This is a genomic window from Segetibacter sp., from assembly GCF_025963695.1.
GTDB lineage: Bacteria > Bacteroidota > Bacteroidia > Chitinophagales > Chitinophagaceae > Segetibacter.
This window is the reverse complement of sequence record NZ_JAOQAH010000024.1, coordinates 16,624-29,080: the sequence shown is the minus strand read 5'-3', so window position 1 is coordinate 29,080 and position 12,457 is coordinate 16,624. Positions and strand designations below refer to the sequence as shown.

Sequence of the window (12,457 nt, the reverse complement as noted above, 5' to 3'; positions counted from 1 at the left end):
TCAGTTTTTCTTTAATGATCAAACTCTAAGCCAAGGTAGAAACGGGCTGACAGTGCTTGCTTAAAAACTGATCAAGTATAACGTTAAATTCTCCGGGAACTTCCATCATTGGCGCGTGACCACATTGGTCAACAAAATGTAACTCACTATTTGGGATTAATTTTTTAAACTCTTCCGCAACAAATGGAGGTGTAATCGTATCATTCTTACCCCAGATAAGACATGTTGGTTGTTTAATTCTAGTCAACTCCTGGCCTAGATTATTGCGAATAGCACTTTTAGCTAAGGATATGATTTTTATGACTTTTATCCGGTTATTGGTAATCTCAAAAACTTCGTTCACCAGTTCATCGGTGGCCATTTCGGGATTATAAAAAGTTAATTCTGTCTTTTTGCGAATGTAATCTTTGTTACCACGCTTCGGATAGCTGTCGCCCATACCACTTTCGAACAGACCAGAACTACCGGTAAGCGTAAGTGTCTTTATTTTTTCGGGATGCTTGAGTATATAAACAAGCCCAACATGACCTCCTAAAGAATTACCTAACAAATGCACATTATTTAAGCCGCGTGCATCGATGAAGCGGTGAACAAATTTTGCAAGCCCACCTACGGTAGTATGAAAAATGTCCAGCTCGAACAATGGAAGCATAGGTACCACAACTCTAAACCTGGTGCTGAAATAATCAATAAGGTCTTTAAAATTACTTAATGCTCCAAAAAGTCCATGTAGCAGAACAAGCGGTTCACCTGAACCTACCTCTATAAATTTAAATTTGTCCTGTTGTTTTATTTGATACTTCATCTGCAATTATGGGCAATTACTAATCATTCTTATTTCTACAAATAAACACAAATAATATGAAAGAATGCTTTGGGTAATGGAAACAAAATCAATAGGATTGTAATAACAGCTATAAAAGCATAAAGTTTGGGAGTAACGTTAAAGCTTTACCCTTTCTTCGATACACCTTCAAAAAACCTGCTAAGATCAGAAAACATGTGACTAAAAAGAGGAATTGCTTTGCCCAGCAGGTTCATTACTTTCGGCCCAAATGGTTCAATAAAAGAATAGGTGCGTGAGTCGGCCTGCATATCATTAGAAATTAAATGAATGCGGGTAGCAAAAAATAAGATCACACTAAAAACCATCAGGTACATAATGGCATATAGAACAATACCTGTCAGCGCGTCTGCCCACCCAAGAAACGCAACACTTACCACCTTTTTCAATAATGCTGCACCTAATCTTACCAGCAACACTACAACTATAAACACGATAAGAAAAGCAAGAAAGGGAAGCCAGTAACCACTCACCTTCATTTTCTCCTGCAAATAAACCGCTACAACTGCAGATAACTTTAGTGCTGCAGCTAGACCTATAATAAAAGAAAGCAAAGAAAAAACAGCCACGATAAAGCCTTTGCTAATCCCTTTAAATATAGCCATCACTATTATTAGCAGGAAAATAAGGTCTATTAACATTGTTTATTAATTGAAGTTCCAAAACGCGAAATAATAATTCGCGGTTTGAACCAGTTGCAGCTTACTTTGAAAGAAGTTCCTTAACCGCTGCAGAAATAGCTTTACCATCCGTTTTTCCTGCAAACTGTTTGGTGGCCGCCCCCATTACCTTACCCATATCGGCAGAAGAGGTAGCTCCAACTTCAGCTATAATTGCTGCTACGCCAGCTTTTAACTCTTCTTCTGTCATTTGTTTTGGTAAGAATTTTTCAATGATCGAAATTTCTTCCTGCTCTTTTTGTGCAAGGTCTTCACGGTTTTGTTTTTGGAAAATCTCCAAACTGTCGCGACGTTGCTTAACCAGTTTTTGAAGCATTTTTGTTTCATCTTCCTCCTTCAATTCACCCCCTGCTCCCTCTGCTGTTTTAGCAATAATTATTGCAGCTTTTATAGCCCTCAGCCCTCGTAGCGCAGCTTCATTTTTTGCTTTCATGGCGTCTTTCATTTCAGCCATAATTTTTTGTTCGAGATTCATAATATATCTGTTAAAGGTATTTTGAATTGTAGCATGGAATAAGATAACAACACATAGCGTAGCAGTGTCTAACCTATCTTGTTTGTTTTCATTTGAGATTCTCTAAACTTGGTATAAAAACTTTTAGCAAAAGTCTTCATTTCCTCACCCAATTCAACTTGCTGCGTTGCCCGGTTAAAAGTATCGGCCATTGTCATAAATGTTTGATAGAAAAAATCTGCCATTTCATCTACCATCATGTCTTTTGTCCATAGATCAATACGCAGTGCAGATTTATCTGCCGCGTCCCAAAACGAAATCATCATAGCTTTTGCCCTTTGAGCGGCATCGGCTGTACTATCTGAAGCGCTCCATAAAATTTGCTGCGGTACCTTGTCATCACCTAACTCCACATCAATTGTTATCGTACTGTTTTGCATTTGTATATTTTAAATGTTCCTCGTGAAAATGAATAAAATAAATATTACAGTTTGCAAAAGTAAGGGAGATTATTTGGAAACAACCTGCTCAATAGACTGCCATAGAAGTGCTGCTGTTCTATCCCAACTAAATAACACGGCCCGATCTTTTGCGGCTTTTACCAACTCATTTCTTAGCAGTTCATCTTTAAAAATTCTTTTCATTTGCTCAGCTATTTCTTCTGCCTGGTCAGAATTTACATAGAGCGCAGCACCATCGGCAATTTCACTCAAACTGCTATTTTTGTAGGTAATAACAGGCACCTCACATTTTAACGCCTCTAATACAGGTACTGCAAACCCTTCATAAGAAGATGGAAACACCAATGCATAAGAAGCTGCTACAAGTTGAGCCAGTTCAGTTTCTGAAGGTTCTCTCTTAATGAAAACATCCTCCCGGTATTTGTAAGAAGCTATTTTTTCCAGATCTTTTTCAAAAGCAGCATCAAAGGTTCCGGCTATTACCAGCTTCATATTTGTCTTTTGCCATTTTTTAAAAATGGAAAACGCCTTTAATACTTTTATAAAGCTCAACTGCGTTCCAACCCGTTGGATAAAAATAAAATATTCACATCCTCCTGCAAATTGCTCCTTGATGAATTCTTTTTCGTCCCAGTCCACAGATTTAAAAGAGACCCCTGCCCCACTACCTATTATATGAATAGCTTCCCTGTTAATATTATAATGCGTTACCAATTCTTCTTTAATAAACGCAGACAGGGTAAGCACCGCCTTTGCTCTTTTAGTAAAACTTCGGGTAAATCTTTTAAAAAAACCGGCACTATTGCGGGGTGAAGTACTCTGTTTATTAAGAAATGCAAGATCCCTCACAATTAATACCTGCTTTGTCGAAGTGGTTAAAGAACCGATACCGTAAGTGGCAATAAATACGTCCGCCTTGTATCTTTTTAAGGCCAACGGAAGCTTTACGTCGTACCACCACTTATACAAAAAGATGTTTGTTGGTCGTGGATTGATAGTAACAGTTTCTACATTTTTTGGCCAACCGTCAGCGTGAATAGATGCATTATCATTAAAAAATATAAAATGATGCTTAGAGTGTTTCGTTGTAATTCTTTTAAAAACCTCGTTTGTAAATTCCTTCAGATCGGGCTGGTGGTGGCTGTGCAAAAATCTTGTATCAACTGCTATGCGCATAGTTGCCAAAGGTAGCATCCATTATAATTCACCTGTTACTGCTATCGGGTAGTATAAACGATTTTATGACATCAGCGGTAAAACAAAACCAGGCTTTGCTTGCGTCGCACCCTGCAACTTTTAAGTCTTCGATCAACTGTTTTAGTCTTGTTTTTTAAATTTTTGCCTCCAAAAAGATTGTCAGGTGAACTGACTTTTCGTATTTTTTTAAACATCCCACTCAATGCAGGCAGCTTCAATTATTTGTTGTTTTTAAAAAGCTTCGCTTAAATGCTCAAAAGAATTATCAACGATGAATGGAGCGTCGCCACTATCGCTGAGCAGAAAACAATTGCTGGTTACAAAAGCCTGTTATTATACAACAACCGGATGTCGTTCGAAAGGTATGGCCCGGTCAAAATTATATCGATACGTAATCATCCGCCGACTTTGAGTGCCTCCTAATGCTTTATAAATACCAATCATTCTGGGGTTCCAATCGCCGGCCCAGCCCATTTCAATTAAATCGTACTTGCCCTCTTTTCTAATTACCAAAGTACCCGAATAAATCATGAAAGCATCAATCCCCAAACCTTGAAATTTAGGAACTATTCCAAACGCAACGCCATTTATTTTGCGACTCGGCTTAGTTCTTTGCAACAGCAGCAGGCGAATTTTTTGCCATAAGCCAAACTTGCCTTTAAAGTATTTAAAATACTGGTTCAGGTCAGGAATATTGACCCACATACCAATTGGCTCTTCTTTATAATAAGCAAACCAAACGAGCGTTTCATCCATTATCGGCTTCATCTTGTTAAACAACTTAAGCGCAGCTTCAGCGCCGATCTCTTTTCCTTCATTGTGCTGCGCCCAGGCAAGGTTGTAGATGGTAGAAAAATCTTTGGCAAACTTTGGGAGATTACTTTTATCAACATGACGGGCAGAATAATCGGGCTTGGCAGCAAACTTCGCATGCCGTTCGCGATACTTATCGCTGAGCGTTCCGTATGCAGCTAAAGTATAATAATACTGGTTGTAATAATTTTGAAAGCCATAGCCTTCGAACAGCTTTTCGTAGTAGCGCGGATTAAAAGAAATGCCGTACATGGGTTCATCGTCAAAACCCTCTACCATCAGGCCCCACCATTTATCACGCTCCCCAAAGTTAACCGGGCCATCCATTGCTTCCATTCCGTTTTTCCGCAACCAGTTTTTTGCAGTATCAAACAACAGGTTTGCAGCAGCCTGGTCGTCAATGCAATCAAAAAAACCACAGCAGCCTACGGGGTAAGTGTCTCCTTTATTAATGTATTTGGCACTTACAAAAGCAGCTATTCTGCCAACAACCTTTCCGTCTGCATCTTTTAAAATCCATCTTTTGGCAGTGCCCTTTTTAAAAGCCTTATTCTTTTTTGCGTCAAAAACATCCCTCACCTCGTTATCAAGAGGCTGAATATACTTCGGGTTGTGACTGTTCATCCAGGCATTCACCTCAAGAAATGCTTTCTCCGTTCTTTTGTCTGCCACCTCTGTTATATGCATATATTCAACTTTTTATTGTTGCCTCTCATAGGATGAAGAAAGGGATAATTTTATAAAAATAAATGAAAGAATGCTACAAAAAGTAGCCCTAACCGCTTGATTAAGAGTAAGCATCTGGTTTAATTATTGCTAACCATATTAAATAATAAGAAGCGCAATGGAAAAAAATGGATTTTTTGTTGAGGTAAAAGACATGGTTGAAGAGTATGTTGATGACCGTATGTTACTATTAAAACTGCAGGCGACAGAAAAAGCTGCAAAAGCCTCTTCAACATTATTTCTGGGTGTTGTGATTACTTTTATAAGCCTGATTTTATTTATGATTATTAGCTTCATTGCAGGTTATTATCTTTCGCAGGCAGTAGACAGTTACCCGGGAGGATTTGCTATTCTTGCAGGCATTTACGTGCTACTTATTTTCCTTTTAGTATTTCTTCATAAGAAGTATACAGGAAAACTTATTGTCGACTCTATCATAAAATTTTCTTTCAGTAATAAAGAAACCTGGTCTAATGAAGTATAATTTATCTCACGTAAATTCTCTGAAAGCATTACAAAAAGAACAACAGGTGGTAATGCAGAGGATAGTGGAAGAAGAGCATGAATTGCGATTAAAAATGTATGAAATACCCGGTGAACTGGCAGCTGCAGGAGTAAACACATTTATACCAAAAATATTACGGGGAAAAATTACTGATGCCGCTCTTAATGGCGGCAAAAAGTTAATCAACGCGTTTTTTGCCCCTCAAATAAGCCCAGGTAATTTACTTACTTATGGAGCTAAAAGACCCTCTGCTATAGTTTCGATATTAAAAAAAGGCTTCAATATATTTAAAGCCGCAAGAAAATAAGCGCACAATTGCCCTGTTAAAAAACCTCCTCAATAAAGCCACCGAAAGGTAAAATTGTATCTTCGCCTTCTATGCCTAAGTATGCTCATGACACAATCGTTCCTTTTAAAGAAAGCGACCAAAGCAAAAAACAACAGGTCGCACAAATGTTTGATAAAATTGCTTTTCGATACGATTTTTTAAACCGCTTTTTATCTGCAGGAATAGATGTTAGCTGGAGAAAGAAAGCAATCAAACAATTAGTACCACTACATCCACAAAATATACTCGACGTTGCTACAGGCACCGCCGATGTCGCCATTCTTGCTGAAAAAATATTACACCCGGCAAAAATTACAGGAATAGACATTTCAGAAGGGATGCTGGAAATAGGCCGACAAAAAGTTGAAAAGTTGGGGTTACAAAGTAAAATAGAACTATTAAAAGGTGATAGTGAAACAATTGCTTTTCCCGATAATAGTTTCGATGCTATTACAGTTGCGTTTGGTGTAAGAAATTATCAGAACCTTGAGAAAGGCCTTGGTGAAATGCTTCGCGTACTTAAGCCAGGTGGCAAATTAGTTGTACTTGAATTTTCAAGACCAAAACAATTTTTGTTTAAGGGCGTGTACAATTTATACATGAACCAGATTGCACCGGGATTTGGAAAATTGATTGCAAAAAACAAAGACGCATATCAATATTTAAATGACTCCGTTCAAAGGTTTCCGGAGGGGCAGCAGTTTATTACTATTTTAAACAACGTCGGTTATTCCTCCACCTACTCTAAAATACTTACTCTCGGAATTTGCTCTATTTACTGCGGAAGCAAATAACTTAAACATTCTCAATTCACCCATCGGTTAAATACGCTACAATTATTATTGTCGTTATTCGTTTTACTATTAACACTTCTTTAAACACCTGATTAGGAAGCTTGAGAAAAGCCAAGTAAATTGCCTCAAAAATCTAAAAGAAAAATATAAGCAGAAATCTACCTACTACAACGGATGATTGACAGAATAACAAAATAGTAAATGTTAGATTTAAAGGGGATTTCAAACTGCACATTTTTCTTACGCAAAACACTCACACTATTTGTTTTGACCGGCTTTATTTCTCTGGCCTCGTATAGCCAGCAGAGAGAAGAAAACCGGCCGAATCACGATGATTGGCCATACTATTTTGGTCTTTCAATTAGTTACAATTCATCTACACTTCATCCCTCAAAACATCCTACGTTTCTTCAAAACGACAGCGTGTTATCTGTTGAGCCTGGTAGCAGCGGCGGTATTGCTTTAGGTTTGGTCGGCACCCTTCGGCTATCGAACCGGTTCTCTTTTCGGGCAAATCCCCAGCTTATTATTGGCGGAGCTAAATACTTTACTTACGGTTTAAAATATCCGTTGTATGACGAGAAAGCGATAGAGAAGAAAACCCTTCCCTCTACAATTGTCAGTTTTCCCTTCCAGGTAAAATTCAATAGCGATCGCATCGGCAATTTTCGAACCTATCTAATGGGAGGCGTAAAATACGATATGGATTTATCTAGTAATTCACAGGCACGCAACGCAGAAGACCTGGTTAAGCTAAATAAAAATGATTTTGGTATAGAAGCAGGTGTTGGCTTTAATTTTTTCTTTCGGTATGTAACTTTCTCGCCCGAACTAAAAATCAGTAACGGTCTCTCCAACATTCACAGTCGTGATCCAAATTTAAAATACAGTAGCGTGCTGGATAAATTACATTCGAGGATGCTTGTTTTTTCGATAATTCTCGAAGATTAGTAATTGATTTTTTTTACCGGGCCGAAATACCTCTTATTAAGCTTTTCTTGCGTCGCACTCTTCGGCTTTATTATTTCTACTCATCCTACTGCTCCAACCCCTTAACCTGATCGAATTATAGAAAGTTGTACCCGTTTACCAGTTAATACAATGAACTAATGCCAGAAAAAGTAAAGCGAGACGTTGGCTACAATTTTAAAAATACCACACAAATAAAAAATCCGGTCTTCAACGCTAGCTGAAGCCGGATGTATAAAATTCTAAGGACCATTAAAAATCAAAATTCCTTCTGGCCATATTCCATCGTACACCAAATGAAAAAATTGTAGAAGAGGCATTGCCACCTACTGCTCTGTTATACGTACGACGTTGAAGGTTTGCATCTACAAAAAGGTTTTCCTTTAACTCATAAGATGCAAGCAGGTTTATATTCATAGACTTTACTTTATTTCCATCGCCTACAAAATATCCGTAATTCTTTGTTCTGTTATTATATCCAATGTTTATGTTACTGCCAAAATTTGCACCTGCTGAATCCAGCCCCTGGTAATAATAGATGGCCCTTGCCTGCAGATACAACTTGTTTAAAGGCTGATATTTTAAGACGCCAATAAACTCCTGAAAGTTAGCTCCGAGAGGATGAGCTAAGGGTTGGTTGTAATGTGTATAATTACCAACTGTATCATAATGAGTATACGTAAAAGGCCTTACACGATTAGACTCTACTTGTAGGTCAAGATTTCTCACTCCAAATGCATCAGGGTATTTAATGCCTAACTGATATCCGTATTTATTGGCCCAAAACCCATTATTCTTAACCACCTCCTTCAATATAAATTCATCTAATACAAACTGGCCATACACCTGAAATGTCTTCTTAATATTAGCCTTCGCGGTTAGTCCAAGTTTTGCTTTGTCGCCACTTCCAATATCCGACTCTGCCGGACGCAGAAACATAACCGGCACTAAATACTGAAAATCGAAGTGATCCTGCCTTCCAAAAGTCACGGCATCAAACACGCCTATATTAAGCCATTTAGTAGCATTAAAGCTTAAAAAGTTCATTCTAAAATATTTCCGGGGAAGTACATAATCTCCGCCCGCTCTTCTATAATTAGGAATAAGCTCCATAAACAAATTCTCATAATTCAATTTCCATATGCGAGTATTAAACTTTAGAAATAATGCATTTCCCGAAAAATCGCTCAGTAATAAACTCCGATAACCATCGCCAATAAAGTTCTTATCGTAGCCCAATTGTATATCAATATATTTCGTAGCATTTATACTTACAGAACCTCTGTTATCAAAATAATCATATCCTCCCGCCGCTTTAAAATTTTTAAAGTAACGTGCACCGGGAACGGCAGTATTTCTTCTTATCCAATCCTGTACATACAGTGGGTTTCTCTCTTGGTTGTCGGTTATGTATAGATCAAAAGCAACTTTTTTGCTTATCATACCCCTGATGCTCGCTCCACGACTGTTATAAAAGAGGTTTTGAGGATTCCCGTTTTCTACCATCTGTTGATATTGTATTACGGGGTTAAAGGCCAGGAAAAAATCAGGTGTGTTAACCTCGTAAAAATTTCCTTTTGTTTTATAGAAACTCTTTAAAAAAGGCTTTTTGCTGTTATAAGTCTCTCTCGGTTTCGACCATTCGCTGTTATTCATTAAAAAACGTTGCATATTGTATTTATCAACCCCGGTGAGGCCTTTTGTAGAAGCATCTCCTGCTATCACTAAACTATCAATCTTCTCAATCTCCCAGGTCGTAAGCCTGCGGTTAAAAGGTTTTACGGTTGAGTACATCAGGTTCGAATTTCCTGTTTTAATCTCGAGGCGATCCAACATTTGGTAATCTTTTGTTCCAAGTGGAATATAGGAACTTTGAGAAGATGCAAAAAGGGGAAGCAAGAAAAAAACAAGTATGCGAACGGATTTAATAATTTGCATGAAATACTGGTTTTGATAAAATATCTAAGATGAATTATTTAATAAAAGGTATACAAATTGTGAACGAAGGTAAAACTTCGGTCGGTGATGTTTTTATAAAAGAAGGTATGATTCACAAAATCGACCGAAACATATCTGTTAAGGAAAATGTTACCGAGATAAACGGAAACGGCAAGTTTTTATTGCCTGGTGCAATAGATGACCAGGTTCATTTTAGAGAGCCGGGATTGACGCATAAAGCAACAATATATTCTGAGTCAAAAGCTGCTGTAGCAGGGGGCGTAACCAGCTTTATGGAAATGCCAAACACTGTTCCACCTGTTTTTACCCAGGAATTACTTGAACAGAAATATTCTATTGCAGCAACATCTTCACTTGCCAACTACTCCTTTTACATGGGTACTGGTAATGACAATCTTGACGAAGTTTTACAGACTAATGATAAGAAGAATGATGTGTGTGGTGTGAAAGTGTTTATGGGTTCTTCAACAGGAAATTTATTAGTAGATAACCCACTGGTGCTGGAAAAAGTTTTTGGAGGAGTTGAATTATTAATTGCAACGCACTGCGAAGATGAAGCAACAATAAAAAGAAATTTCCAGAAAATTAAACAGCAAAAAGAAACATTAGAACCTTCAGACCACCCACTTATAAGGGATGAAGAAGCATGTTTTGAATCGTCCTTTCGTGCTATACAACTGGCAAAAAAGCATGATACGCGTCTACATATTTTACATATCAGCACAGAGAGAGAACTTCAGCTATTTAGTAACATGCTTCCATTAACCGAAAAGAGAATTACAGCCGAAGTATGTGTACATCACTTACACTTTACAAGCGATGACTACGAAACTTTAGGAAACCAAATAAAATGCAATCCAGCCATAAAAGCCAAACACAATAAGGACGCGCTGTGGCAAGGCTTATTAGATAACAAGCTCGACGTTATAGCTACTGACCACGCGCCTCATACATGGAACGAAAAAAATGAACCTTACGAAAAGGCGCATGCCGGTCTTCCCCTCGTGCAGCATTCGTTGCTGCTTATGTTGCAATATGTAAAGGAGAAAAAAATTTCGTTGGAAAAAGTAGTAGAAAAAATGAGTCATGCTGTGGCAGATTGCTACCAAGTAGAGAGAAGAGGGTACATTAGAGAGGGCTATTTTGCAGACCTCGTAATGGTAGATATGGAGGGATTATATACCATTAACAAACAAAACATTTTGTATAAGTGTGGCTGGAGTCCTTTAGAGGGAACAACGTTTCCAGCCTCAGTTACTCATACTTTCATAAATGGTCACTTAGTTTATGGAAACGGACTCTGGAATGAGTCTATAAAAGGAATGAGAATTAAATTTGATAGATAATTACTACCTGATCAAACCGGAATGAAATAGATAGCACCAAGCGCGGCAATTCTTAACATCATGCAAGCAGACAAGACAACGATTCACGATCTGGCGATTTTTCATAGGGAAGAAGAACAATCTGTTTTTCATCACCTTGATTTAACAACAACCGTAGGTGGAAGAGAATGGTTTCGATATTTTCTCGCAAATCCTTACTCAGACCTCCAAAAAATTCAGGAAACACAACAAACACTCAAATTAATTATCCATAAAGAAGACAAGTGGCCTTCCATTATTTCCAACGGAACCATAATGGTTGTACAGAAATATTACGACTCACAGATAGATAAAATACCAAGAGACACGAACGCTGTCAATAGCCTTTATTACAGAATAGTTAAGTCACAAGATTACGCCTTAATAAAATTTTCAGTCACACACTTTATCAATTTCGTTGTTGGATGTAAACAAGTTGCCGACTCCTTTGACAGTCCAAACAATCCAACACTTTTACAAAAAATAATAGAACGGATAAAGGCATTAACAAAGAACCCGGTGGTTACCCAAATGGTGGAATGGAAAAACCCACAAAAATTATCAACAGTCAACAATCTTAATTTCGGGCATTTTCTGCTTTATCATTTCAAGCAAAATGCACTAGAACTGATAGAAATATACAGCCAATTAGATGCTTATTATAGTATGGCTATGGCCAGCAAAAAGTTTAGCTTTTGTTTCCCCGAAATAAAAGTAACAAGCTCCCCTTTTGTAGAAGCAAAACAATTATATCACCCATTGGTACACACGCCTACAGCTTATGATGTGCAATTAAACCAGCAGGGGAACTTTCTATTCCTGACGGGGGCAAACATGGCTGGCAAAAGCACTTTTATAAAAGCAGTAGGCGTATCTGTTTATTTAGCCCATGTTGGTATGGGAGTTCCAGCCAAAAAACTTGAACTGAGCCTCTTTGATGGTTTACTAAGTAACATCCAGGTAGAAGATAATATTACAAGAGGTGAAAGCTACTTTTTTAACGAAGTGCAGCGAATAAAAAAAACGATTGTCAAAATCAACGATGGAAGGAACTGGCTAATTTTAATAGATGAACTTTTTAAGGGTACCAATGTGCAGGATGCAATGAAATGTAGCACAGCGGTCATAGAAGGTTTAAGAAAAATGAAAAATACTTTATTTATCCTTTCCACTCATCTATACGAAATCGGTGAAGAGCTGCGGCAATTTTCTAACATCAAATTTTACTACTTCGAAACACGAATAGAGGAAGATCAGCTAATTTTTAGCTACCAGCTGAAGGAAGGTATTAGTAATGATAGATTAGGCTATCTTATCTTAAGAAGAGAGGGTGTTGTCAATATGCTCCACGAGTTATAGTTCC

At 37.8% G+C, this 12,457-nt stretch carries 13 protein-coding genes; 6 read left to right on the top strand and 7 right to left on the bottom strand.

Features of this window, described 5'->3' with window-relative positions; all coding sequences use genetic code 11:
• Positions 1–25: 25 nt before the first annotated feature.
• The 6 genes from JWR87_RS02920 to JWR87_RS02895 form a co-directional block, all read right to left on the bottom strand.
• Positions 26–805 (bottom strand): alpha/beta hydrolase, encoded by a 780-nt coding sequence (locus JWR87_RS02920; protein WP_297815384.1) that lies wholly within the window; start codon positions 803–805, stop codon positions 26–28.
• 146 nt (positions 806–951) lie between these two features.
• A complete protein-coding gene (locus JWR87_RS02915) occupies positions 952–1,485 on the bottom strand; it encodes a CvpA family protein (RefSeq protein WP_297815382.1) in 534 nt (177 codons plus the stop codon).
• Between the two features lie 61 nt (positions 1,486–1,546).
• Complete coding sequence (locus JWR87_RS02910; protein ID WP_297815380.1) at positions 1,547–1,999, bottom strand: GatB/YqeY domain-containing protein; 453 nt, start codon at positions 1,997–1,999, stop codon at positions 1,547–1,549.
• A 68-nt stretch (positions 2,000–2,067) separates the two neighbouring features.
• Positions 2,068–2,418 (bottom strand): gliding motility protein GldC, encoded by a 351-nt coding sequence (gene gldC, locus JWR87_RS02905; RefSeq protein ID WP_297815378.1) that lies wholly within the window; start codon positions 2,416–2,418, stop codon positions 2,068–2,070.
• Positions 2,419–2,487: 69 nt separating this feature from the next.
• Positions 2,488–3,615 (bottom strand): glycosyltransferase family 1 protein, encoded by a 1,128-nt coding sequence (locus JWR87_RS02900; RefSeq protein WP_297815376.1) that lies wholly within the window; start codon positions 3,613–3,615, stop codon positions 2,488–2,490.
• Between the two features lie 354 nt (positions 3,616–3,969).
• Positions 3,970–5,136, bottom strand: a complete 1,167-nt coding sequence (locus JWR87_RS02895; protein WP_297815373.1) for a hypothetical protein — start codon at positions 5,134–5,136, stop codon at positions 3,970–3,972.
• Positions 5,137–5,293: 157 nt separating this feature from the next.
• Here JWR87_RS02895 and JWR87_RS02890 point away from each other — a divergent pair, with 157 nt between their 5' ends.
• The 4 genes from JWR87_RS02890 to JWR87_RS02875 all read left to right on the top strand — a co-directional run bounded on the left by JWR87_RS02890 (position 5,294) and on the right by JWR87_RS02875 (position 7,753).
• A complete protein-coding gene (locus JWR87_RS02890) occupies positions 5,294–5,659 on the top strand; it encodes a hypothetical protein (protein WP_297815371.1) in 366 nt (121 codons plus the stop codon).
• The gene (locus tag JWR87_RS02885) at positions 5,649–5,987 is read left to right on the top strand and encodes a hypothetical protein (RefSeq protein ID WP_297815369.1); all 339 of its coding nucleotides are present in this window, start codon (positions 5,649–5,651) and stop codon (positions 5,985–5,987) included. Before JWR87_RS02890 ends, JWR87_RS02885 begins: the two co-directional genes overlap by 11 nt.
• Positions 5,988–6,058: 71 nt before the next feature.
• Positions 6,059–6,802, top strand: coding sequence for a bifunctional demethylmenaquinone methyltransferase/2-methoxy-6-polyprenyl-1,4-benzoquinol methylase UbiE (gene ubiE, locus JWR87_RS02880; protein WP_297815366.1), 744 nt, complete (start codon positions 6,059–6,061; stop codon positions 6,800–6,802).
• A 267-nt stretch (positions 6,803–7,069) separates the two neighbouring features.
• Entirely contained in the window at positions 7,070–7,753 is a 684-nt protein-coding gene (locus JWR87_RS02875) for a porin family protein (RefSeq protein ID WP_297815363.1), read from the top strand.
• Positions 7,754–8,023: 270 nt separating this feature from the next.
• On the opposite strand, the gene JWR87_RS02870 is transcribed toward JWR87_RS02875, so the two are convergent.
• Positions 8,024–9,709: a capsule assembly Wzi family protein gene (locus JWR87_RS02870; RefSeq protein WP_297815360.1), complete on the bottom strand. Its 1,686-nt coding sequence runs from the start codon at positions 9,707–9,709 to the stop codon at positions 8,024–8,026.
• Positions 9,710–9,738: 29 nt separating this feature from the next.
• On the opposite strand from JWR87_RS02870, the gene JWR87_RS02865 reads away from it, so the two are divergent.
• Complete coding sequence (locus tag JWR87_RS02865; RefSeq protein ID WP_297815357.1) at positions 9,739–11,076, top strand: dihydroorotase; 1,338 nt, start codon at positions 9,739–9,741, stop codon at positions 11,074–11,076.
• Positions 11,077–11,136: 60 nt separating this feature from the next.
• Complete coding sequence (locus JWR87_RS02860) at positions 11,137–12,453, top strand: DNA mismatch repair protein MutS (protein ID WP_297815354.1); 1,317 nt, start codon at positions 11,137–11,139, stop codon at positions 12,451–12,453.
• The last annotated feature ends 4 nt before the right edge of the window (positions 12,454–12,457 follow it).